This is a genomic window from Massilia sp. PAMC28688 (assembly GCF_019443445.1).
Lineage (GTDB): Bacteria > Pseudomonadota > Gammaproteobacteria > Burkholderiales > Burkholderiaceae_D > Telluria_A.
The window spans coordinates 4,646,388-4,670,834 of the sequence record NZ_CP080378.1; the positions used below are offsets into that span (position 1 = coordinate 4,646,388).

Below are 24,447 nucleotides of genomic sequence, written 5' to 3' on the forward strand. Positions count from 1 at the left end.
GCCCACAACTGCAGCTCGGCGGTACATTCGGTCCGTCACAGCCACAACGGCACGCGTCACCTACGCAACTTGGCACGCGCATCGAGCGACATCGTCAAGCTTTTTAAGGCGATTAGAAAATTTCATTGCATCCACTCCGTTTGTCGACAAAGCTGCGATAGGGAAGGGCAAAGACGTCCTGCAGTGGGCCTTTGCCGCGAATAGGGGCCGTGCGGCCGTGCCGGTCAGCGTCGGTCCGGGCTTGATGACCGATGGACAAGAGTCTTACGCACCGATCAGTCGGTCATCGCTCCGGTTACTGCTTGTCCGGGTACCCGGCCTCGCTGAGCGCGACGAGAAAAGCGCTCTCGTCCAAAACGCTGTCGACCCGAACTTCCCGCGCGGGAGGGTCGGTTTCGATGCGGGCTTGCGGGTCGATGCTCAGTAGCGCGCTAGTGACGGACTTGGCGCAACCGCCGCAGGTCATGTTTGGAATGTAGAAGCGAATCATTTTTTACTCCTGGTTGATTAAAGTGTCCGGCTACTGTGAGGTTTGCAAGCGTTGGAAGGTCAAACAGTTTTTTGGCGAAAAATTGACTACTTAAATTTGCATTGCGAAAATTGCGCCCAAAGCTCCCCCGACAGGACGCCATCGATGATCGATGCCCCAGACTTGGCAATAACGATGTGGATATGGGTCGTGCGCGCTTACCGCAGCTCGCGCATGAGTCACCTGCTGGCGCGATGCCGTGACGAGGAGGGGTTGTCGATGCCAAACCGAGACGTTCTTTGTGGCGAGGGTGACACCGGTACGGCTGCTGCGGTCGGTTCAGCCAAATCCGCAAGGATCGGGCAATCCGGGCGGTCATTGCCGTGGCAATGATTGGCCAGGTGTTCGAGCGTTTGCGCCATCGATTGGAGTTCAGCGATCTTCGCCCTCAGTCCGGCTGCATGGGAGAGCGCCATTGCCTTGACGTCGGCGCTGGCACGGGCACTGTCGCGCCACAACACAAGTAGCGCGGAGATCTGTTCAACGGAAAAGCCCAGGCCGCGCGCGCGACAAATGAAGCGAAGGCTGTGCACGTCTGCCGTGCTGTAGTGTCGGTAGCCGGCATCAGAACGAACAGCTTGCGGGATCAGTTCAATCTGTTCGTAGTAGCGAATCATCTTCGCAGACACGCCTGACAACTTGGCTGCTTGACCGATATTCATGATTTTTTTCCTCCAAAGGAACTCATCAAATGACCGAAAAACCAGGCGTTAAAATACGTAGCGATGTCTCTGCGGCGTACATGCCGTTCGGGATCAATGCTTGCTCACTGGGCGCAACTTGTGCGGCGCCGTCCCGTTCTCAGACGTCTCGATAATGGCTTCGACCGTCATCGGCGCCCGGAAACGCTTGAGCCGGAGTGCGTTGCCTAGCACGAAGATGCTGGACAGCGCCATCGCGGCCGCCGCGAAGATCGGCGACAGCATCGTGCCGTTCACCGGAAATAGTGCGCCCGCGGCGACCGGGATCAGTACGGCGTTGTAGGCGAAGGCCCAGAACAGGTTTTGTTTGATGTTGCGAATCGTCGCCTTGCTGATAGCGATCGCGTTCGGCACGCCGCGCAAGTCGCCCGACATCAGCACCACGTCGGCCGCCTCGATTGCCACATCGGTTCCGGTACCGATGGCGAGCCCGACGTCAGCTTGCGCGAGGGCCGGCGCGTCATTGATGCCGTCTCCTACGAAGGCGACGCGCGCGCCGTTGATCTGGAACTTCTTGAGCGCGGCGACCTTGCCATCCGGAAGGACCTCGGCGGCGACTTCGTCAATGCCGAGCTGCCTGGCAATCGCCGCAGCTGTTGCGGCGTTGTCGCCGGTGATCATGGCGACCTTGAGGCCAACGGCATGCAGCGCCTTGATCGCTGCCGGCGTGGTCTCCCGGATCGGATCGGCGACAGCGATGACCGCTGCCAAGCGGCCGTCGATCGCCGCATACAGAGGACTCTTTCCTTGATCGCCGAGACGCTGCGCTGTGGGCAGGAAACTCGATACGTCAAGACCGAACTGCGTCATGAAGCGGTCCGCGCCGACGGCCACGGTTCGCCCGCCGACTGTGGCCGCCACGCCGAAGCCCGGTGTCGCGTCGAAGCCCTCGATGGGGACGATCGTAATGTCCCGTTGCTTTGCGGCGGCGACGATCGCTTCAGCAATTGGATGCTCGGAGCGGGCCTCAACCGCCGCCACGAGCGCCAGAACCTCGTTGTATTCGAAGCCCTCGGCAGTGACGAGGTCGGTCAGCTCGGGCCGTCCCTTTGTCAGCGTGCCGGTCTTGTCGAGCGCGATGACGCTCACGTCGCGCAGTCCCTGCAACGCTTCGCCCTTGCGAAACAGAATCCCGAGCTCGGCAGCGCGGCCGGTACCTACCATGATCGAGGTCGGCGTGGCCAGCCCCATGGCGCAAGGGCAGGCGATGATCAGAACTGCGACCGCATTGACGAGCGCGAAAGTTAGCGCCGGTTCCGGACCGAAGATCAGCCAAGCCAGGAAGGTCAGGGCGGCCGCCGCCATTACCGCGGGGACGAACCACATTGTCACCTTGTCGACCAGCGCCTGGATCGGCAGCTTGGCCCCCTGCGCCTGTTCGACGAGACGAATAATCTGCGCGAGCACCGTGTTTGCGCCGACCTTGGTGACGCGGAAGCTGAACGCGCCCGTTTTGTTGATCGTGCCGCCCACCACTTCGGCGCCCACACCCTTCGATACGGGCACCGGCTCGCCGCTGATCATGCTTTCGTCAACATATGATGCGCCCTCGACGACCTCGCCGTCGACTGCAATCTTCTCGCCCGGACGAACAAGCACGACGTCGCCGACCGCCACCTGATCGAGCGCAATCTCGACCGTCTCGCCGTTGCGCTCGACACGGGCGGTCTTGGCCTGAAGTCCGACCAACCGTTTGATCGCCTGTGAGGTCCGTCCCTTGGCGCGCGCCTCGAGCGTGCGTCCGAGCAGGATCAAGGTCACGATGACAACGGCGGCTTCGAAGTAGACGTTCGCGGTGCCTGGCGGAAGCAAGTCGGGAAGGAAAGTCGCGACCACCGAATAGCCGTAAGCGGCCGCCGTGCCGAGCGAAACCAGCGAGTTCATGTCGGGTGCGGCGCGCAGCAGCGCCGGTACGCCCTTGCGGAAGAAGCGCAGACCGGGACCGAACAGCACAAGGGTGGCGAGCGCGAACTGAATGTACCAGCTCGTCTGCTCGCCCAGGACGCCCATTACCCAATGGTGAATGGCCGGTACGAGGTGAGAGCCCATTTCGAGAATGAACACTGGTAAGGTGAGGATGGATGCAATGAGCAAAGCGCGGCGCAGTTCCCGTGCCTCGGTCTCGCGACGCTCGGCCTCGTGATCGCCCGAATCACGGTTTACGTCGGACAAGCCGCGGGCTTTGTAACCGGCCTGTTGGACTGCGGCTACAAGGTCGGCCGTTGAAACGACCCCTTCGAGGTGGCGCACGCGCGCACGCTCGGTCGCCAGGTTGACGGCTGCTTCCAGCACGCCCGGGATTTTTGCAAGCGCGTTCTCGACCCTGCCGACGCACGAAGCGCACGTCATGTCCGCGATGGCAAGCTCGGTGATCTCTTCTCGCACGGTGTAGCCTGCGCCCTCAATGGCACGGAGAGCCGCCAGTGGGTCGGCCAGGCCTGTGAAGGTGACGTCGGCGCGATCGGTGGCGAGATTGACTGCGGCCGACTGCACGCCGGGTACCTGATTCAGCGCACGCTCCACGCGGCCAACACACGAAGCACACGTCATCCCGGCGACAGGCAGGCTCAGGCGAGTGCCTGAGGAAATGGGCGAATTTGCGCCTTGTTGAGCAACGGAAGTCATTGAAATACCCCTTGATTGTCTTTGTTAATAAGAAGCTTCAAGCATCCCACGATGGGAAGGTCAAGGCCCGGCGAGCGATTTTTTTCACGACGGCGAGCATCCGATCGCAGATCCAGACAAGCGTCGTGGCTTGGGCCGTCCAGCCGGCGCCTCCTTCATGCGCTCTCAAGTATCGCCCTGCTAAAATGCTGGCAATCCGAACAATGTCATTTTTTCCGGGAGCGCCACATGAACCGCAGTTTTCGAGCCATCTCGTCCTCCGTCCTACTGGCTGTGCCGGCGCTGGCCAGCGCAGCAATGCCAGTCATAGAAGTTTTTAAAAGCGAGTCCTGCGGTTGCTGCGAGGCGTGGACGAAGCACCTGAAGGAGCATGGTTTCACAGTCAAGATTAACAATGTGGCCAATCCCTCGGACTACCGCCAGAAGTTCGGGATACCGACCGCGATGGGCTCGTGCCATACGGCAAAGGTCGCGGGATACGCAATAGAAGGGCACGTCCCGGCCAGTGAAATCAAGCGTCTGGTGGCGTCTGGCGTCAAGGCGCGCGGCCTAGCAGTGCCGGCGATGCCCCTTGGTTCGCCCGGCATGGAAGCTGGCCGAAGCGACCCGTACGATGTGTTCCTGGTGCAGCCGGATGGGCGGCCGACCGTGTACAAGCACTACAGCGGCAAGTCCTGATCTCCAGGGCCGTCCAGCTGGAAACGGGCGCGAGGGTGGCGAGAGCCTTCATGCCCGGCCTGTTCCGGGACCGAGCATCGGTTTGGGCGAAGCGGTCCGCAGGGATTCCACTGGCTCTAGGCGCGTAGGATTAGACGCGTTGCGGTCGCTGCCGCGTAGCCGCCGGATAATTGATTTGACTTGAAACGTTTTCGACATAAAGCGATACAGAGTTGGGCTTTTGCGTTACGATACGCGCTCAAACTGAATCACGTCATGGAAAAAACGTTTCAATGCCGTTCCCTCACCTATCCGAAGTTCTGAAAATTCTCGACGGGGCGTTGAAAGCCAACGCCACCATGTCGACCAATTACGCTGGTTTGTTAGCTGACAAACTGGAACAAGAGGGCGAGCGTGAAACGGCCGGGCGCATTCGCGAGCGCCTGGCACGCGCGCCCGTCGCGGTGGCCCACACCCAGGATGCGTCGCGCATTTCCGCGGGCTTGCCCGTCGATCAGGAAAGCCGCCTCGATACCGTCGACATCAGCGCCCCCGTCCAGGGCGCGGTGACTCTCTATCTTCCCGGGGGAACCGAGAACCGGATAAACGAGTTCCTGCAGTCGGTCCGGCACTATGACCGTTTGCGTGCCGCCAAAGCCGCGCTTCCGCTGCGCTTGCTGTTGTATGGCTTGCCAGGCACTGGCAAAACCCAGACGGCGCGCTGGATCGCGGGCGAGCTGGGCCTCCCATTGCTCACCGTGCGCTGCGATACGTTGATCAGCAGTCTGCTCGGCCAGACCAGCAAGAATCTGCGGCGCGTCTTCGACTACGTGGAACAGCGGCCATGCGTCCTGTTTCTTGACGAATTCGACGCTCTGGCGTCGGCCCGTGGCAACGAGCGCGATGTTGGAGAGCTGCAGCGGGTCGTAATCGCCCTGCTGCAAAACATTGATGCGCTATCCGAAAACACCATCATGCTGGCGGCGTCGAACCACGAACGCCTGCTCGACCCGGCGGTCTGGCGTCGCTTTCCCTTCCAGCTCCCCTTGCCGTTGCCCGATGTCGAGCTGCGCTCGTCCATGTGGAAGGCGATGCTCGGCGCCTTTGCTCCTGAAAACCTAGACCTAACCGCCGTGAGCGCCAAGGCGGACGGGGCATCGGGGGCATTAATTGAATTGGTGGCGATGGACACCAAGCGGCACGCGATCATGGCAGGGCAGCCCCATGTTGACGAGGGCCAGCTGTTTCGCAGGCTTTCGCTGGCCATGGCCTTGAGCCAGGGTGAAACGCTGGCATCGCTGCGTGACGAAATTTGCTGGCTACGCCAGTGGGACGCAAAAATATTCTCGATCAGGGAACTGGCTCGGTTATATTGTGTTTCGACTAGGCAAATAAACCATCATCTCGTCCAAGGCAAAAATGGCAACGCAGGCAAATCGTCCCGCAAGAAGTAGCGCCAAGACCAGTAATCCGATCGCCCACGTCGCCTACCAGTCGCGCGACCTGTTCGGCGTGGTCACCCAGGGGGGCGGGGGCAAGGAGCTCGTCACCGTCACCGACGAGCTGCGCGGGATATTGCAGCGCTCCATGGGCGCCGCCGGCGCCGAGATCTTGGCGGAGGCGACAGCGCCGGATGTTCCGGGTGTGATGGTTATCCGCATGCGCGATATCGCAGTGGCGAAGTCGCATCGGCCGATGACGCTGATCTCCGAGGCGGGCATGCCGCCTGCGGGGCATGGCGAAATCAATGAAATGCTGGTTGCGGTCAATCCAGTGAGCCTCGCTCAGCTCAAGGAAGTGATCGGCAAGCGTACCACCAAAGCCATCCGTGCCAATCTGTCGGCGGTGGACGGTTTCGACGCTTGGAACGCTGAGCGCCGCTTGCCCAGATCCCTGCGCGGCTTGTCGTTTCCAGAAGTGCTGCTAAGCCTGCAGCGCATGCAGCGGCGGCTGATGATCAAGGTTTTCTCGCATCAAGCAGCTGCAACCACCCAGCTGGTCGTGGAGCGCCTCCTTCAACTCCTGCGCGGCTACCAACTCGTCTTTACGTCAATCGACCAGCGCGTCGGGCCGCCATTATTTATCGTCGAGATAAACGACGCCTTCACACAAGAGGCCCTCGGCGCAATTTTGCAGTACCAGGGCATTCGCTATGTGCGGCCTGAGCCGCGCGTATTGCCTGCGGCGGCGGGCATGCCGGCCCCCGCGGCAGCGCCGCAGTTCACCGCGGCGCCACCGCCGGCAGGTCTTCCGACGGTGGCCGTGTTCGACTCGGGCGTCGATCCCGATGGCGCCGCGCTTGGTCCTTGGGTGATTAGCCGCGACATCTACGTCCTTCCGCCCGACACCGACTACGTGCATGGGACCGCCGTGGCATCCCTGATTGTCGACAGCTCCGGCATGAACGGATCGCACCCGTACTTCCCCCAGGCTGCCTGCCGTATTCATGACGTCTGCGCCCTCGAGGCGAATGGCGCACCCGAGTCGGATCTGATTTTGCGTCTGCGCGAAGCGCTGGTGAAGCATCCGGGCATCAAGGTCTGGAACCTGTCGCTCGGCGGCATCGAAGTCGGCGACGACGAGTTTAGCGATTTCGGCCGGGAGCTGGATGCCTTGAGCGATGCGTTCGGCGTGCTGTTCGTGGTCGCTGCGGGCAATTACACGCTGCAGCCGCGGCGCGGCTGGCCGGCTGGCTCGGGGGTGCTCGCGGACCGCATCACCAGTCCTGCCGATTCGGTACGCGCCCTGACGATTGGCGCGGTTACGCACCGGGGCAACGCGACAAGTCTGGTTCAGGCCGATGAACCTGCACCATATTCCCGGCGTGGCCCGGGGCCTGTGTTTACCCCCAAGCCGGACATCGTGCATGTGGGTGGCAATGCGGACATGCATATGAATGCATCCGGCGTCGGCGTCCATGTGCTCGCTCCCGGGGTCAACTTCACGGTTGGTTGCGGCACAAGCTATGCGGCGCCAATCGCCGCCGCGATGGCTGCCCGCACGTGGCAAAGCCTCGCGCTGCCAGGCAGGCCCTACGATGTCGCGGTGTCGCCGACCATGGTCAAGGCGCTGATGGTGCATAGCGCGCAGCTCAATTCGCCCGAGCGCGCGATTGCCGAACGCCGCTACTTTGGGGCCGGAATGCCGGGCGACCCCGATATCGTGCTCTACGATTCCGATTCCAGTTTCACGATGCTCTTCGAACTCGACATCATCGACACCATGAAATGGCGCAAGGCTCCGTACCCGATCCCGCCGTCGTTGATGAAGAACGGAAAATTGCGCGCGGAAGTCATCATCACTGTGGCCTATGCGCCGCCGCTTGACCCGGCGGCGGGCGCCGAATATGTCAGGTTCAATGTCGATGTCGGTTTCGGAACCTTTACTCCCAATCCCGGCGGTGAGGCGCGCTTTCACAGCTGCGTGCCTTTCGAAGGGGAACGGGGTACAACTGGCCTCGAAGCAGCCCAGGTGGAACACGGCGGGAAATGGTCGCCGGTCAAAATCTACCGGCGCAGCTTTACAAATGGTGTTGCCGGCGACACGTGGGGGCTGCAGGCGACCTTACTTCGCCGGGCCGTGGAACCGCACCTCGCCCAGCCCCTCCGGGTCGTCATTGCGGTCACGCTGCGTTCATTGGACGGCAATCCGGACGTGTACGGAGAAGGCAGGACGCTGCTTGCTGCGAGCAACTGGATCAACCAGGATCTGTCGTTGCGCGTCGACGTACCCGTGCGGGCCTGACAATCGGACCCAATGAATCAGTCTTGACGCGGGAGAGTCCCCACAATTAGTTGGGGGAACGGTGGTTGGCACACTCGCGTACGCCCCCATCGTTTTGCGCATAACTGTAATCCACAGAGCCCCTGGCACTTGCGGTTCAGTTCCTGCGAAGGTCGTTCACTTTCAGAAAAGGATATAAGTTGGGACAGGCAAAATCAAAACAGCGGGCTGCGTTCTCGCCGGCGCAAATACACTGTTGGGAGGAAACCGACTGTGTCAACTTTGCAGTGGCGCTAGCCAGGATGACCGGGTGGCTGCTGCACGTGGACTGGTGGTCGACGTCGACCCAACACAGGGAAGACATACCTATTGAGGAATTGCGACCGCTGCGAGTTTATGTCGCCGACAATCACGACAGGGTATTCGATGTGCGTGGCATCAAGACAATAATGGAATTTAATGAAAGCGTGATCCGCAGGAAGGCGCAACAGGCGTATCCGGGCAACGGCTGCGTTTATACCCGCTATTACGCCGAGGACCGTCTTGCATCACTTCCCTTGCGCGTACAGCCAGATCCGCTCTTGATTTCCTTGGCTGCGGACGCGGTTCGGGGCAATGTGCTGTACCTCGCAGCCATACCTGCGAGAATGATGCCGTGCATTCCAGCGCACCAGGCAGCGCGCTACTCGTATGGGGCTTGTGCGGCATTTGCCGAGGCGATGCGCGAGGTTTATGGACTTCGCGCAACGGCGCTGCTTGCAACTCGCTTTTCGCCCATGTTCGAAGGGACTAAGCGGGGAAAGAGCGGATATTTCCACAGCGTGGTCCTCCATGATGACGGGACCGCCGAAGACGCCTGGGGTAGGGGGACTCTCGAATCGATAGCCGCGCGCTTCGGTGCCGTTGAATTTGAGGTAAGCGTTGAAGAGCACCTTGCCGTCCTCGAAAGATTTCGACAGACGTCGAGTGAAGCTTATGGAAATGCATTCAACGATGCAGTTCGCCTGATTCGAAGCATGACCGAGACCAGTGGGGCGGGGGAGGGAACATAGGATGGTAGACCCACACGACGCTTTAGTGAGTTATCAGCAGGCTTTCAAAAACGGGATAATTTCTCCCACTCCCGGCGCACTTCACCGGGACCTCGTGGTGTTGATGGACGATGCGAACGGCATGCGACGAATCACTTATGCCATCGTTGAAGCGGGCGTGGTCAAGGCAACCGTGGTTTATTTGGCGTTGGAACCACTAGAAGGCAAGCCATGCTTTCAAGCCGGATATGCCGTAGCGCTGCCGTTCAGGGGCAAGGGGCTCGCAACATCCATCCTGTCCAAAAGTATTGAAGAAATGCAGCACGGGTTCAAACGGCATATGAAGAAATTCTATATCGAGGCAGTCGTAAATGTCGACAATGAGGCCTCCAAGCGCGTTGCGGAGCGAGCATTTCCAGAGCTCCCGAGCGAGATCGTCGATTCATATTCCGGCGAGCGTGCCCTGCGGTTCTTGAGACTAGTCATCAATGAGTAGTTCACTTCATTCACCAATATTACGGAGCGAGCATGTCGCAGAAGATTGTTTGTCCAGAGTGCCATGCGGCTCTTGTGGTGACTGATTTTTCCGGCGGGACTCCTGGTGGCAAAGAGAAGGAACAGGGCCACTGTCCAAACTGCTCGGCGCTCGTAGTAGAACGCGTGACTTCCGGCCTGATCTCTGTTCGGCTCGCTGAATCCGGACCAGCGCCGGAGCGCTGAAGATCCAGGCGGTTTTGGCAAAAGTAGAAGCTCGCCGGACGCTTTGCACAATAGAGAGGGTCGGCCGGGATTCGTGTAAAAATACCCAGTTTAAGCTGTAAGTATCTGTTTTATTGAAGAATCTTGGTTTTGTAGTTCATTGGCGGCAGCTTTCTCTCCAAGTCTAAGGTGTAATCGCCGTACCGATTAATGTGTTCCGTTCTATAGGGCGCAAGGCCGGCAAGGATCTCTTCATCGATCGGCAACCCCTCCCCCTGCATTTCCTTCAATACACCCGTCATCGCCTCAACATTGTGCAGAATGGCCAGGTTGGCCACCAACTGATTGTATTTCACAACCTTGCGCTGCTCGTGCCGCACGTTTTCGGCGATGATGCCCTGGTTGCCGAAAAACAGCCACTTGATGAACTGGTTGAATTCCTAATGGCAACCGCCCGTATGCGATCCTAAATTAATTGCGTCCGCGCTTTCACCCTGAGCAAGTCCCTGCAAAATCCCGCAGTCACGTACCGATTGACTCGCACTGCACTGCCTGCGGAGTTCTTTCAGTTGTCCCTGCAGCGCCTTTAGTTCCTTAATGCGGCGCGCGACATGCCCGATGTGCCGATCGAGCAAGTCGTTAACGCCGGCACAGTCCTCGTTTGGTCCGTCGCGAAAATCGAGCAGCGCGCGCACTTCTTCCAGCGTCATGTCCAGAGACCTGCAATGACGGATAAATTGCAGGCGCTCAACATGGGTGGCATCGTAGAGCCGATAGTTGCCTGAAGTACGCGAAGGACTGGGAAGCAATTTTTGCTTCTCGTAAAAACGGATTGTCTCCACCGACGAGCCGGTGTGGCTTGCCAATTCACCGATTTTCATATGTGCAAGCGCCATGATTTATTGATCCCGAGTACCATACCTGTGAAACAACTTTACTCTGTAATAGCTACAGGGTTGCCGGTTGATAGTGTAACGCTGTTTTGGCGTTGGCGCCGGTGGAAAATTAATGCTTGACCCTGTACCTGCTACAGGCTGTCCAATAGCGTTTGTACTGTCGAAACTTTGAAGCTGTCTAGGATAAATCATGCAATGCTGTGACCACGAAAAGAAAATCCCGAACGGGGAAGCATGCGCTCCCGCAGCGGTGGTTGAAATTGCTTCTGGAGCCACTGCCGTCCTCCTGATCCATAAAATGGATTGTCCGACCGAGGAAAAGCTGATCCGGGACCGCTTCGCTGGGATGCCTGGTATCGACGGCATGCAATTTAACCTGATGCAGCGCGAGCTGACGGTTCGGCATCATCTCCCGTCCACCGACCCGATCGTTGCGGCGCTCAAGGCACTCGACCTGGAGCCGGTGCTCAAGGCCGATTCACTCGCCGCTCCCGGGGCAGTGTCGGCGGAAGCAGCCGATCTGTCCGCGGACTACCGCATCTCGACCACCAAGTGGGTGCTCATGGGCATCTCCGGCGTCGCCGCGGTGACCGCAGAGGTGGTCGCCTGGTCGACCGGGACGGATTCGTCGCTCCCGGTCGTGGCGCTGGCCCTGCTTGCCATCGCCACCGGCGGGCTCGACACCCTGAAGAAGGGCTGGATCGCTGTGCGCCATTTTTCCTTGAACATGAACTTCCTCATGTCGCTCGCCGTGATTGGTGCCGCAGTGATCGGGCAATGGCCCGAGGCCGCTGTAGTGATATTTCTATTCTCGGCGGCCGAAATGATCGAAGCGCTGTCGCTCGATCGCGCGCGCAATGCCATAAAAGGCTTGATGGCCATGGCTCCGGATATGGCCACGGTTCAAGGCGCCGACGGCCAGTGGGCAGCGGTGCAGGCTGGCACTGTGGCGCTTGCGGCGGTCGTGCGCGTAAAGCCAGGCGAACGAGTTCCCCTGGACGGCGAGGTCGTTGCCGGTCAGACAACGATCAACCAGGCGCCGATCACCGGCGAGAGCATGCCGGTTTCGAAACAGGCAGGCGACCCCGTGTACGCGGGCACCATCAACGAGCGTGGGGAGATCGACTACCGCGTGACGGCCGTGCAAAGCAATTCCACGCTGTCGCGAATCATCAAGAGCGTCCAGCAGGCGCAAGGCGAGCGAGCGCCGACGCAGCGTTTCGTCGATGAGTTCGCGCGCTACTACATCCCGGCAGTCGTCGTCATGGCGTTGATCGTCGGCCTGGCGGTACCGCTGTTGATGCAGGCGCCGTTCCAGCCGTGGCTGTACAAGGCGCTCGTGTTGCTGGTCATCGCCTGTCCATGCGCGCTGGTCATTTCGACCCCGGTCACGGTCGTCAGCGGCCTGGCTGCTGCCGCTAAACAGGGAATGCTCATCAAGGGCGGCGTCTACCTCGAACAGGGACGCAAGCTGAAGGCGCTAGCGCTCGACAAGACCGGTACCATCACGTTGGGCAAGCCATCGGTGACGGACACCATCGTCGTTGGCGATGGGGATCAGGCGAAATGGATGCGCTACGCGGCCAGCCTGTCGAACCGTTCAGATCACCCGGTGTCTACGGCTGTGGTCGCGCATTGGAAGGGGCTGGGTCTCCAGGACGCCCTGTTCGAGGTAAGCGACTTCGAGGCCATTACAGGCCGCGGCGTTAAAGGCACCATCGACGGAGCCACCTACTACCTGGGCAACCACCGCCTGATCCACGAACTGGGAATTTGCACCCCGGAGCTTGAAGCAAAACTGGAGACGTTCGAGAAAGACGGCAAGACGGCCGTGCTGATTAGTTCTGCCACCGCCCCCATGATGATTCTCGCCGTCGCCGATACTATCCGGGACAGCAGCGTGGCGGCCATCGCACGCATTCAAGCCATGGGCGTGCACGTCATCATGCTGACCGGCGACAATCCGCACACCGCGAAGGCGATCGGCGCGAAGGTCGGCATCGACGACGCCCGCGGCAATCTGCTGCCCGAGGACAAGCTCACGGCCATCAATGACATGGTGAGCAAGTACGGCTATGTCGGCATGGTAGGCGATGGTATCAACGATGCGCCGGCGCTGGCCAAGGCGGATATCGGATTTGCCATGGGGGCGGCGGGGACCGATACCGCACTGGAAACTGCCGACGTCGCGCTGATGGACGACGACTTGAGCAAACTCGCCGACTTCTTGACCTTGAGCCGAAGAACCAGCCGCATCCTGATGCAAAATATCGCTGTGGCACTGGGGATCAAGGCTGTTTTCCTCGTCCTGGCCCTGACGGGACTGGCAACCCTTTGGATGGCCGTGTTCGCCGATATGGGCGCCAGCCTGCTGGTCGTTTTCAACGGCTTGCGCCTGCTGCGGCGGTCGAAGTGAACCGCAGAAACGTCCTAAACCCCGTCGTATTGCGTATAACGCTATAATCCGAGCCATGGTCAAACGTTTTCTCTACATGCTAGCACTTGCATTTGCTCTTCAGATGAGTGCTGGCGTGGCGAGTGCGTATTGCATGCATGAAACCGGCAAGGCGAGTGAACATTTCGGTCATCATCAGCATGAACATCAGGACGCTGGCGGCGACGAGGACAGTTCGGCGCCGACCAAAAAAGCGGGCTTCGATCCCGACTGCGCATCGTGTTCGCACGGAACATCGGTTACGCCGTCATGGTCATCGGATATCTCACAGCATCTGCTTCCTGCCCACCTGCAGCGCGCCCAGCTTCCCGCGCGTCCCACGCCCTACCTCGGTCTGCCCGAACGCCCCAATTGGATGGTCGCCGCCTAAGTTCGGCGCCGGTCCAGCCATAAATTCCTGATACAGGTTCCCAATACGCTCACGCGTAGGCTTGTCGTCGCCGAATTCCTTCCATTACCCACTGGAGAATTCGATGCGATCAATATGTTTCCCTATCGGGCTCGCGTTGCTATGCGCGCAGCCTTTGCTGGCCGCCGCACAGGCGCCGGCCCCGCTATACCCGGAACTCAAGCCATCTTCGGCCCAGTCTTCATCGTTGACGCTGGAAGCGGCGATCAGCCGTGCCTTTGCATCAAATCCCGGTCTGCGAGCAGCCGGCCGCGATCTCGACATCGCGGCAGGCCAGCGCGCGCAGGCTGGCGCATTCCCCAATCCGGAGCTTTCTTACCTTTCTGAAGGAATCAAGAAAGACGCTCGTACTACCACCGTCCAAGTCAACCAGGCCGTCGAGTTGGGCGGCAAGCGCGGCGCCCGGATCGCGCTGGCCGAACGCGAGCGCGACGTTGCGTCGGCGGATCTGGCCACTTATCGCAGCGCACTGCGAGCCGATGTCGTCACCGCATTCTTCGATGTCCTGACGGCGCAAGAACGGTTATTACTCGCCCATGCGACGCAGGAACTCTCGCAAAAAGTGACAGGTGTCGCAGCACGGCGGGTGATTGCGGGAAAAATTTCGCCGGTGGAGGAAACCCGCGCCCGGGTCGCCGAGGCAAGCACCAAGATTGAACTGAGCCAGGCTGCCAACGATTTGGCGCTGGCCAAGCGGCGCCTGTCGGCCACCTGGGGCAGTTCGGAGCCCATGGTGGGCCCGGTCGAGACACCCGCGATGCCGGCTGGCGTCAATCCGACAACGGACGAGCTGCTCGCACGCCTTCCTGCGGCGCCGCAAATCATGCGGTCGCGCCGCGAGATCGATCGGCAAAAAGCCCAGGCCGACGTCGAACGCAGCCGCCGTTACCCTGACCTGACGGTCAGCCTGGGAAGCAAGCGCGACGAGCAGATCGGCCAGCGCCAGACCGTGGTTGGCCTTGCGATCCCGTTCCCCTTGTTCGACCGTAATCAGGGCAACCTGGCAAGTGCATTGCGGCGAACCGACAAGGCGCGCGACGAGCTGCTCGCCGTACAAAACAAGTTGTCCGCGGAATTGGCGCAGGCGTCATTGCGAATGAACGCGGCCGCGTCTGAACTGGCGATCCTGCGCGACGAGATCCTGCCAGGTGCGCATAGCGCGTACGAAGCGGGTACCAGGGGTTTCGAGGCCGGCAAGTTCAGCTTTATGGAGGTACTAGACGCTCAGCGAACCCTGTTCCAGGCAAAGACGCAGTACGTCCGTGCACTGGGAGAGTCGCATCGCGCCGCAGCCGACATCGAACGCATCATCGGAAACGTCGAGCAGCACGGCGGCTTGACGCCTCCCCAGCTCCAAAACAAGGAAATGCAATGAAAATCTCGAACATCGACAAAAAAACGCGCATCGCGATCGCCATCATCCTGGCTGTCGGCGCGCTACTCCTGGCCGTCATCCTAATCCCAGGCAAGAAATCGGCAGGGTCCGAGGAAGCTGGGGAGGCCGGGCACAGCGAAGCGGCGGAGCACGCTGACGGCGACCAGCATGGCAAGAAGTCCGAGGCCGCACATGGCGACGAAAAAGCCCATGCAGGCGAGGAACAGCATGCAGAGCCTCCAAAAAAAGGCCCTCACGGTGGATCCCTTTTCTCCCAGGGAAGCCTGAGCGTGGAAGTGCTCCTGGCGGAGCAAAACGGCGAAGCCAGGCATCAATTGTGGGCTTACCAAAATGGCAAACCAATTCCGCCCACGGCTTTCAGCGCAACCGAGCAGGTCAAACGGCCCCAGGGCGACGTGCAGGACCACACCTTTGCAGTCCAGGGCGACAGCCTGATCACCACCAAGACAATCGCCGAGCCGCACGTGTTCGAAGCCGCCTTTGTCGTGAAACGAGGCAAGGATGTCGTCAAGTTCAACGTCGAGAGCGAGGAAGGCAAAGTCGAACTGAGCGACGCCCAAGCCAAGGCTGCCGGAATCAAGCTCGAAACAGCGGCGCCAGCGCGCATCCGTAGCGCGTTCCAGCTTGCTGGTGAGATCAGGTTCAACGAAGACCGTACGGCGCACGTGGTGCCGCGCCTGGCAGGCGTGGTCGAAAGCGTGTCGGCCAATCTCGGGCAGCAGGTCAAGAAGGGACAGGTCCTCGCAGTCATCGCCAGCTCGGACGTGTCCGAAATGCGCAGCCAATTACTGTCGGCACAACGACTGCAGACCCTGGCGCGGGTGACTTACGAAAGGGAGAAAAAACTCTGGCAGGACAAAATTTCGGCAGAGCAGGACTATCTGCAGGCGCAGCAGGCGTTCAGGGAGGCCGAGATCGCCACCCAGAACGCGCGCCAGAAGCTCGCTGCGATCGGCGCCTCTGCTGGCGCCGCCGGTGCACTGAACCGGTATGAACTGCGGGCGCCGTTCGACGGCGCCATCGTCGAAAAGCACATCGCGTTGGGCGAGGCAGTCAAAGAGGATTCGAATGTTTTCTTGATTTCGGACCTGTCCTCAGTGTGGGCGGAAATCATCGTCCCCGCCAAGGACCTGGGTATCGTCCGGGTTGGCGAGCGCGCCACCGTCAAGGCCACTTCCATCGGGTCCGTCTCGACCGGCACGGTGTCGTACGTGGGATCGCTCCTCGGAGAGCAAACGCGCACGGCCAAGGCCCGCGTGACGCTGGCAAATCCCAACATGGCCTGGCGCCCGGGTCTGTTCGTCAATGTCGAGCTCACTTCGGATGAGAGGAACGCAGCTGTCGCCGTGCTCGCCGATGCGATCCAGACCGTCAACGACAGCCCGACCGTCTTCGTCAAGGTTGATGGCGGCTTTGTCGGCCAGCTGGTCACGACCGGCCGCAGCGACGGGAAGTACACAGAGATTCTCACCGGGATCAAACCCGGGACCGCTTACGCGGCCAGCGGAAGTTTCGTCGTCAAGGCGGAACAAGGCAAGGGCAGCGCCGAGCATGCACATTAAGCGGGAGAGATCACATGTTTGAACGAATCATTCGCTTTTCCATTGAACACCGCTGGCTGGTGATGCTTGCCGTCGTCGCCATGATGGCCATCGGCGTCTTCAGCTACAAAAAGCTGCCGATCGATGCCGTCCCCGACATCACCAACGTCCAGGTCCAGATCAACACGGCGGCGGCCGGCTACTCTCCGCTAGAGGTCGAGCAGCGCGTCACGTTTCCGATCGAGACCGTCATGGCAGGCCTGCCGGACCTGGAGCAGACGCGTTCGCTGTCTCGCTACGGTTTGTCGCAGATCACCGTCGTCTTCAAGGACGGTACCGATATCCACTTTGCCCGCCAGCTGGTCAACCAGCGGATCCAGGAAGCGAAGGAAACCCTGCCGGACGGCGTCAGTCCAATGATGGGCCCGATCTCGACCGGGCTTGGCGAGATTTACCTTTGGACTGTCGAGTCGCTACCCGGCGCCAAAAAGGCCGATGGTACGCCTTACACGCCGACCGATCTGCGCGAGATCCAGGACTGGATCATCAAGCCGCAGCTGCGCAATGTCATTGGGGTTACCGAGATCAACTCGATCGGGGGCTACGCGAAGGAGTATCACGTCACGCCCAACCCGGCGAAGCTGGCGTCCTACAATCTGACCTTGCAGGATCTCGTTGTCGCGCTGGAACGCAACAATAGCAATGTCGGCGCCGGCTACATCGAGAAAAAGGGCGAGCAATTCTTGATCCGCGTCCCAGGACAGGTGCGCAACATCGAGGACATCCGCAACGTCATCCTGAGCAACGTTCAAAGCGTGCCGGTCCGCATGCGCGACGTGGCCGAGGTCGACGTGGGGCGCGAATTGCGTACCGGCGCCGCGACCGACAACGGCCAAGAAGTCGTGCTGGGCACCGTGTTCATGCTGATCGGGCAAAACAGCCGCGTCGTGTCGCAGGCGGTGGACAAGAAGATGGTCGAGATCAACCGCACCTTGCCCGCCGGCGTAAAGGCTTACACGGTCTACGATCGGACGGTACTGGTCGACAAGGCGATCAGCACCGTCAAGAGGAACCTGCTGGAAGGCGCGGTACTCGTCATCGCCATCCTGTTTCTCTTTCTCGGCAATATCCGCGCAGCGCTCATCACGGCGATGGTTATCCCCCTGTCGATGCTGTTCACCTTCACCGGCATGGTGACGTACAAGGTCAGCGCCAACCTGATGAGCCTTGGGGCACTCGACTTCGGCATCATCATCGACGGCGCGGTCGTGATCGTCGAGAACTGCGTGCGGCGTCTGGCGCATGCCCAGGAACACCACAAGCGTTCGCTGACCCGCGCCGAGCGCTTTCATGAAGTGTTCGCCGCCGCCAAGGAAGCGCGCCGGCCGCTGCTGTTCGGCCAGCTCATCATCATGATCGTCTACATCCCGATTTTTGCGCTCACTGGCGTGGAAGGAAAGATGTTCCATCCGATGGCGTTTACAGTGGTCGCGGCCCTGGTGGGCGCAATGATTCTATCGATGACCTTCATTCCGGCCGCCGTGGCGCTGTTCATTGGCGAACGCGTGTCCGAGAAGGAAAACCGGCTGACGAAATGGGCAAGTCAAGCATATGAGCCGACGCTCGCGCTGGTGATGCGTAGCAAGGCCGTCGTGTTGACCCTGGCAGCAGTGCTCGTTATCCTGTCGGGGGCGCTTGCGACCCGCTTGGGGAGCGAGTTCGTGCCCAGCCTGAACGAAGGGGACTTCGCCATCCAGGCGCTGCGCATTCCCGGCACCAGCCTGACGCAGTCACTCGCGTTGCAAAGGCAGCTTGAGAGCGGCCTGAAAGCGAAGTTCCCGGAGATCGAGCGTGTCTTTGCCCGGACCGGCACCGCGGAGATCGCTTCCGATCCCATGCCGCCGAATATCTCGGACGGCTACGTCATGCTGAAGCCGCAATCGCAGTGGCCAGCGCCGAAGAAAACGCGGGACGAGCTGCTGGCGGCGGTGCAGGCCGAGGCCGCCAGGTACCCGGGGAACAACTACGAGTTCTCGCAGCCGATCCAGCTGCGCTTCAACGAACTTATTTCGGGAGTGCGCAGCGACGTCGCCGTCAAGATCTTTGGCGACGACATGGACGTGCTCAACGACACCGCCGCCAAGGTGGCAGCGACACTGAATCGCGTGCCCGGGGCAGCGGAGGTGAAAATCGAGCAGACGACCGGGCTTCCCATGCTCACGGTGAACATCGACCGGGAAAAGACCACCAGGTACGGCTTGAACATTGGCGATGTACAGGAAACGATCGCCATCGCCACCGGCGGTCGCACCGCCGGCACGATGTTCGAGGGCGACCGGCGGTTCGACATTATCGTGCGCCTGCCCGAGCACTTGCGCACCGACCTGGAGGCGCTCAAACGCCTGCCTATACCGCTATCCGGTTCAAAGGCGGGTGCGGAAGGTGGGGATGCCGGCGCGACGAGCTACATTCCGCTCGCGGAGGTGGCCACACTCGATTTCACGCCCGGCCCGAATCAAATCAGCAGGGAGGATGGCAAACGGCGCATCGTGGTGAGCGCCAATGTACGGGGGCGCGACATCGGGACGTTCGTGCCGGAAGCCGAAGCAATGATCTTGAAAGAAGTAAAAATCCCACCCGGGTATTGGACGCGCTGGGGCGGGACATTCGAACAGCTGCAGTCGGCGACACAGCGCCTGCAAGTCGTGGTGCCGCTCGCGCTGTTCCTGGTGTTCACGCTGCTGTTCGTCATGTTCAACAACGTCAAGGATGGGTTATTGGTCTTCACCGGGATCCCGTTTGCCCTCACGGGCGGCATCCTGGCCCTGTGGCTGCGCGATATTCCGATGTCCATTTCAGCAGCGGTGGGGTTCATCGCCCTGTCAGGAGTGGCGGTGCTCAATGGCCTGGTCATGCTGTCTTTCATTCGCACCCTGCGCGAGGAGGGAATGGGACTGGACGATGCAATCAATACGGGCGCGCTTACGCGTCTGCGGCCGGTGCTGATGACCGCGCTGGTCGCTTCGCTCGGGTTTATTCCAATGGCGATTGCGACCGGTACTGGCGCGGAAGTGCAGCGGCCCCTGGCCACGGTGGTCATCGGTGGCATCCTCTCGTCGACCATATTGACGTTGCTCGTTTTGCCACTGCTGTATCGGCTGGCCCATGGCAAAGACAGCGAAGAGGAAGTTTATACGACCACCAAGAATGAAGTGGTCGCGTAACAGGTATTGAGCCGACAAGTGTTTCAATTAGATGTGCCGGTCGCCCGCCAAACAAGGCCACGCGACCGGAAATGCAAAGCGATCAGAGGAGAAGAGGATGAGTGCAGGACATTCGCATGGTGTGAGCGCTGGGCAAAGCGAGAAGCCGCTATGGATAGCATTGACGTTGACATCGTTATTTTTGACCGCGGAATTAGTGGGGGGAATCCTGACCAACAGCCTGGCCTTGATCTCGGACGCAGCCCACATGTTTACCGATGCGGCGGCTCTCGGAATATCGCTGGCTGCCATGAGAATCGGGCGACGGCCGGCCGATAGTAAGCGCACCTTTGGCTATTATCGTTTCGAGATTCTTGCGGCTGCATTCAACGCGATATTGTTGTTCATGGTTGCGCTCTACATCGTCTATGAGGCTTACGAGCGCCTGCAGACGCCCGCGCAAATCGAGTCGGGCCCGATGTTGATCATTGCCGCCATCGGACTGGTCGTCAACCTGATCAGCATGCGCTTGCTCAGCGCAGGGAAGGATACCAGCCTGAACATGAAAGGCGCCTATCTGGAAGTCTGGAGCGACATGCTCGGGTCGATCGGCGTCATTGTCGGGGCGCTCTTGATCCGCTACACCGGTTGGAGTTGGGTGGATTCGGTGATCGCCGTAGGCATCGGACTATGGGTATTGCCCCGGACGTGGACCTTACTCAGGGAAAGCATGAACGTGTTGCTGGAAGGCGTGCCGGAAGGAGTTGGCATCGAAGAGATCGGCGCCGCGATTCGCGCAAAACCGGGCGTTACAGGCATCCACGATCTGCACGTGTGGTCCATTTCAAGTGGCAAAACCAGCCTGTCTGTTCATGTGGTCAGCAACGGCACGCCGGCGACCTGGCCAGCCCTGGTCGCATCCGTGCGCGATATGCTGGCGCACGATTTCGAGATTCACCATACGACCGTTCAAGTGGAGGATTCGCCATGCGAACAAGCCGCCGAGCTGCACGAATTCACCCCGGACCACGGGCCGAAGGAGCTGCACGATGATTAAATTTTTGCCCACGCTTGCAGACAGGGTGACGGTGCGCACGTGAGCCTTAAGGAGCATGCGGCGGCGCCCGACTGGCTGGTCGAGGCCTGCCTTGCCATTTTTATTTTGGCCATCGTGATAATGGGCGCAATCGCCGTGGTGGCTCGGTTGCGTCGCGGCCCAGACAAGCCTGGCCGGCCAAAAGCTAAGCTGCGGTTCAAAAGAAAACGACGCCGAGGCCGGAAATGAATGGCGGACGAAGCGTCAGATCCACCGCCGGGTGCGGCCGCTGTAAGCACGATAACTTTCGCCGTGCTGTTCTTGCAAGAATGCCTCTTCCAGGCGCACTTGCACTTGCATGATCACGTCACCGACAAGCCAGAGCGCCAGCGTTACCGCGTTCGGCCGAATCAGCACCAGGCTCAGGAGGCACACACGCATCGCCAGAAAAATCGGATTGCGGGACCACCCGAAGAGGCCGCTGGTCACCAGTGCAGTGGTGTGGTTGGTGTCAATCCCGATGCGCCAGGAACGGCCCATCTGCGCCTGAGCGATGACGGTCCACAATATGGCAATCGACAATCCAAACCAGCCGGCGATTTTTACGGGGGTGTGCAACAGCCAAAGCAGCGCGCCCATCCCTTGTTCGATATTGGGCCAGATTAGCTGCCCGACGATATATGCGAAGAGGCAGATCATCAAGGCGCGCATCGCCGACGTCACGAAGCCGTAAACGTCGTCCGATGACGGCAGTACGTAAGGGTTCAGATTGCTCAGGCGCCACACTCGAACGGTCGGCCAGACGAAGGCTACGGCGAAGTACATGACAAAGACCAGGGCGAGCATGACGCTTTCCGACATTAAAGTCATTGGTAACTCCTCAAAAATTAAAGCGGTCGTGACCACTTGGCTAGAACCCTATTAGAAACTCTATAGCTACTATAGGGTCAAGCTTTTCGTTCGAGCACTTTTGAGATCGGCTTATTTGCTGCTGCTTCGCACTCGCTGCGGGCGAAACGGATATTGAGGGGCGGCCGGGATATAGCGTAAAACTCCGCAAAATGTCTCGTATCTGATTGATTGCAATAACTGACTCGCTTGACCTTCGCCCGCCGGCATGGCCAGTAGCCGGAGGCATGCGTTTTCATTCACGTTCAGTGATCTGCCCGCCAGTGGTCGGGCATGATTGCTCAATGCGGTGCCGTGCAAACGGATCGGCGCCTTCGACGTAACGCAGCGCCGACTGTACGTTTTTCCAGCCGACATATTCCATAAGCGTCTTGATGTCCCAATCGTTTGCGGTGGCCCACTGGGCGAAACCACGCCGTAGCGAATGCCCGCTGTACTGAGCGGCGAAGGCGATGCCGGCATCGCCAAACAGCGAGCGCAGCAGTGGAACGAAACTATTAATGTGCAATCCTTGGGCGCCTATGTGCCCCCAGCGATCGATGCTGCGAAATACCGCGCCTTCGGTCAGTCCGGCTAGGGCGATCCAGGCGGCGTAGGCTTCGACCGGACACAGCCGGGCGAGCGCCGGCGCTTTGAACGTGGTGCCTTTGTGGCTTCGGTCGCCCTTGGACTGGGGCAGAAAGCACGTCATCCCCTCGCCGTGCGTAATGTCGATGTATTCGACCTGCAACCGCGTCAATTCATCCCCGCGAAATCCGCGCCAGAAGCCCAACAGCAGAATAGCCTTGTCGCGCGCGCATCGCAACTGCGCTGGCCTATCCCCCGCCACTGTCGCGGTAGCGATTTGAACGTCGAGCCACTGGGCTACTAGTGCCAGTTGCTCGAGCTGCAGTGGCCGCGCGCGCTTTTCCTGCGCCGGGTGCAGTGCCTGAATGCCCCGCAAGACCTTGCGCACCACGGGCGCTTTGGTCGGATCGGGAAACCCCTGGTCAATGTGCCACTGCGCCAGCGCGGCAAGACGCTGACGCAACGTGTTGATGGCCAATGATTCGGCATGGTCGACCAGGTAACGGGCGATCGAATCTGCCGTCGCGGGCAGGAAGCCCCCCCATTCGATTTCAAAATGCCGGGCTGCCGCTTGATAGCTGCGCCGCGTGTTCTCGCGGGTCGCTGCGTGAACATAGGTATCGATTTTGCTCATTGCATTCCAATCCGATGAAAGGACGTCCAGCGCCGGCCAGATTTCATTCGGGAATCAGCCTCTTGATTTCCCCCTCGGCGCTGTATGGCATATCTTCCCGTTCCATGCGCCGTACTTCCGCAATGATCGCTTTGGCCCGCGCCAACTTGTCCTTGCGCCACTGGGCTTGGTCATAGTTCAGGGTTAGGTTATCAAAGATCGTAAACAGGTAATCGCGCAAATTTAGCGCCGTGGGAAAAGAAAGGGTAATCACCCACCGTTCTAAACTGAATGAATCGTAGACATAGCCGTTCTGCGCGTTCCAATACTTCAGCAGTCGAATGGCGGGCTTGATTTTGGAAAGTTCCGCATTGTTCTTTGTGACCAAGCTGGCATTGAAATCGTTGGGGTTCGTCGACTGCCAGGCAGTCGCTCCATTTGGGATTCGGTATCCGGCCGCATATTGTTCTTTCAGTGCGGGCACCAGGTCGAATCGGATGTGGTTTAGCAAGAGGACAATCGTCGGCGACGACTGTTTGATGTCGGAGCGCGAGTAATGAGTTTCCGCGAAGCGCTTGAGGCGGTCCAGGTAGGTTTGCGGAGAATAGCTGCCCTCGGCAAACACCACCATGTAGTCGATGTCGGAGTGCTCATCCATTGCGCGGGGCAAGATGGTGCCGCGGGTCGACGACCCGAATCGAAACTGATCGCTCAGGCCGCTTCCAAAGTATGTGGTGAGCCTTGATTTGAGGGTGCTGATCGACGTATTGATCGAACTCTGCTCGCTGCTCGAAAGCACCGCGTCACTCGCACGCTTGTCCAGATAGGTGATGAGCGACATTTATGCGCCTCCAGGCAGGTCGACGCGATGTGCTCCCTCGCCCTCGTCGATACCTTTGCGCGCCAGTTCGAAGTCCGCGCGTGAGAACTGCGCGCTTGCTTGGTTGAGCTCGTTCCGTCGCTTTGTGAACTCGTCCAACCCGGCGATCGCAGCCAGCTCGTCACACGCGTACTGCAGGCGGATCTCGCGAAATACGCGCGCATCGTTACGCAGTGTCAAATACTGGTCGCCACTGCCTTTATGGGCTGCGGCCCGCTCCGACGGCTTCAGAAAGGTCATCAGAGATGTGAGTACGGCGACTACGGATGACATCACGCCGGCTGCGCTGCCGTAATCCTTGAAAAATGCCGCTCCCGCCAGGGCGCTCAGAACGACGGACGGAACGCCGAGCCAATAGTGGTAACGCGCCCACCGGTCGCCGGCGTTAAAGTGCGCTTTTCCTGAGTGGATACAGTCTTCCTCGATGCGTTTAAGTTCAGCCCCGATGGCCGATTTGGATGCATTTGCGTTTTCCACGTATTCCTCTCTATTGGTTTCGGATCTGGCCGGGAGACGCCCCCATCAAGGGAACGCATGGGCCAAAACGGACCCGTACGCCATTGTTGCGACAAATATC

The 24,447-nt window shown here is 60.0% G+C and carries 19 protein-coding genes and 1 pseudogene; 11 read left to right on the top strand and 9 right to left on the bottom strand.

All coding sequences use genetic code 11. The features are described from left to right. Positions 1-295 precede the first annotated feature (295 nt). From KY495_RS20700 to KY495_RS20710, 3 genes are all read right to left on the bottom strand, one after another. Entirely contained in the window at positions 296-490 is a 195-nt protein-coding gene (locus KY495_RS20700; protein WP_219881181.1) for a heavy-metal-associated domain-containing protein, read from the bottom strand. A gap of 218 nt (positions 491-708) precedes the next feature. Continuing rightward, positions 709-1,191 (bottom strand): Cu(I)-responsive transcriptional regulator, encoded by a 483-nt coding sequence (gene cueR / locus KY495_RS20705; RefSeq protein WP_219881182.1) that lies wholly within the window; start codon positions 1,189-1,191, stop codon positions 709-711. A 93-nt stretch (positions 1,192-1,284) separates the two neighbouring features. Further along, complete coding sequence (locus tag KY495_RS20710; protein WP_219881183.1) at positions 1,285-3,855, bottom strand: heavy metal translocating P-type ATPase; 2,571 nt, start codon at positions 3,853-3,855, stop codon at positions 1,285-1,287. Between the two features lie 228 nt (positions 3,856-4,083). Here KY495_RS20710 and KY495_RS20715 point away from each other — a divergent pair, with 228 nt between their 5' ends. The 5 genes from KY495_RS20715 to KY495_RS20735 all read left to right on the top strand — a co-directional run bounded on the left by KY495_RS20715 (position 4,084) and on the right by KY495_RS20735 (position 9,762). Next, entirely contained in the window at positions 4,084-4,533 is a 450-nt protein-coding gene (locus KY495_RS20715) for a DUF411 domain-containing protein (RefSeq protein ID WP_219881184.1), read from the top strand. Between the two features lie 272 nt (positions 4,534-4,805). Beyond that, on the top strand, positions 4,806-5,966 hold the full coding sequence (gene iteA / locus KY495_RS20720; RefSeq protein WP_219881185.1) for an anti-phage ATPase IteA: 1,161 nt from the start codon (positions 4,806-4,808) through the stop codon (positions 5,964-5,966). After that, positions 5,932-8,256, top strand: coding sequence for a S8 family anti-phage peptidase IteS (iteS, locus tag KY495_RS20725; RefSeq protein ID WP_219881186.1), 2,325 nt, complete (start codon positions 5,932-5,934; stop codon positions 8,254-8,256). The genes iteA and iteS overlap by 35 nt, the downstream gene beginning before the upstream one ends. A gap of 179 nt (positions 8,257-8,435) precedes the next feature. Next, positions 8,436-9,287 carry a hypothetical protein gene (locus tag KY495_RS20730; protein WP_219881187.1) on the top strand — a complete coding sequence of 284 codons (852 nt, stop codon included), beginning with the start codon at positions 8,436-8,438 and terminating at the stop codon, positions 9,285-9,287. Between the two features lies 1 nt (position 9,288). Continuing rightward, positions 9,289-9,762, top strand: a complete 474-nt coding sequence (locus tag KY495_RS20735; protein WP_219881188.1) for a GNAT family N-acetyltransferase — start codon at positions 9,289-9,291, stop codon at positions 9,760-9,762. Positions 9,763-10,096: 334 nt separating this feature from the next. On the opposite strand, the pseudogene KY495_RS20740 reads toward KY495_RS20735, so the two are convergent. Beyond that, positions 10,097-10,405 (bottom strand): annotated as a pseudogene (locus KY495_RS20740) (Tn3 family transposase); the annotation flags it as partial. Next, complete coding sequence (gene cadR / locus KY495_RS20745; RefSeq protein WP_307728212.1) at positions 10,406-10,861, bottom strand: Cd(II)/Pb(II)-responsive transcriptional regulator; 456 nt, start codon at positions 10,859-10,861, stop codon at positions 10,406-10,408. Positions 10,862-11,051: 190 nt separating this feature from the next. Here cadR and KY495_RS20750 point away from each other — a divergent pair, with 190 nt between their 5' ends. The 6 genes from KY495_RS20750 (at position 11,052) to KY495_RS20775 (ending at position 20,922) form a co-directional block, all read left to right on the top strand. Next, a complete protein-coding gene (locus KY495_RS20750; protein ID WP_219881189.1) occupies positions 11,052-13,277 on the top strand; it encodes a heavy metal translocating P-type ATPase in 2,226 nt (741 codons plus the stop codon). 55 nt (positions 13,278-13,332) lie between these two features. Further along, positions 13,333-13,686 carry a hypothetical protein gene (locus KY495_RS20755; protein ID WP_219881190.1) on the top strand — a complete coding sequence of 118 codons (354 nt, stop codon included), beginning with the start codon at positions 13,333-13,335 and terminating at the stop codon, positions 13,684-13,686. A 61-nt stretch (positions 13,687-13,747) separates the two neighbouring features. After that, on the top strand, positions 13,748-15,100 hold the full coding sequence (locus KY495_RS20760; protein WP_219881191.1) for a TolC family protein: 1,353 nt from the start codon (positions 13,748-13,750) through the stop codon (positions 15,098-15,100). Beyond that, on the top strand, positions 15,097-16,683 hold the full coding sequence (locus KY495_RS20765; RefSeq protein WP_219881192.1) for an efflux RND transporter periplasmic adaptor subunit: 1,587 nt from the start codon (positions 15,097-15,099) through the stop codon (positions 16,681-16,683). Before KY495_RS20760 ends, KY495_RS20765 begins: the two co-directional genes overlap by 4 nt. Before the next feature lie 14 nt (positions 16,684-16,697). Then, positions 16,698-19,886: a CusA/CzcA family heavy metal efflux RND transporter gene (locus tag KY495_RS20770; RefSeq protein ID WP_219881193.1), complete on the top strand. Its 3,189-nt coding sequence runs from the start codon at positions 16,698-16,700 to the stop codon at positions 19,884-19,886. 97 nt (positions 19,887-19,983) lie between these two features. After that, the gene (locus KY495_RS20775) at positions 19,984-20,922 is read left to right on the top strand and encodes a cation diffusion facilitator family transporter (RefSeq protein WP_219881194.1); all 939 of its coding nucleotides are present in this window, start codon (positions 19,984-19,986) and stop codon (positions 20,920-20,922) included. Between the two features lie 243 nt (positions 20,923-21,165). Here the strand turns inward: KY495_RS20775 and KY495_RS20780 are convergent, their stop codons facing one another. The 4 genes from KY495_RS20780 to KY495_RS20795 all read right to left on the bottom strand — a co-directional run bounded on the left by KY495_RS20780 (position 21,166) and on the right by KY495_RS20795 (position 24,347). Continuing rightward, on the bottom strand, positions 21,166-21,771 hold the full coding sequence (locus tag KY495_RS20780; RefSeq protein ID WP_219881195.1) for an isoprenylcysteine carboxylmethyltransferase family protein: 606 nt from the start codon (positions 21,769-21,771) through the stop codon (positions 21,166-21,168). Between the two features lie 274 nt (positions 21,772-22,045). Next, complete coding sequence (locus tag KY495_RS20785; protein WP_219881196.1) at positions 22,046-23,011, bottom strand: site-specific integrase; 966 nt, start codon at positions 23,009-23,011, stop codon at positions 22,046-22,048. Between the two features lie 43 nt (positions 23,012-23,054). Continuing rightward, a complete protein-coding gene (locus tag KY495_RS20790) occupies positions 23,055-23,831 on the bottom strand; it encodes a nucleotidyltransferase (RefSeq protein ID WP_219881197.1) in 777 nt (258 codons plus the stop codon). Continuing rightward, entirely contained in the window at positions 23,832-24,347 is a 516-nt protein-coding gene (locus KY495_RS20795) for an SLATT domain-containing protein (protein WP_219881198.1), read from the bottom strand. It abuts the gene before it with no gap. Positions 24,348-24,447: the final 100 nt, after the last annotated feature.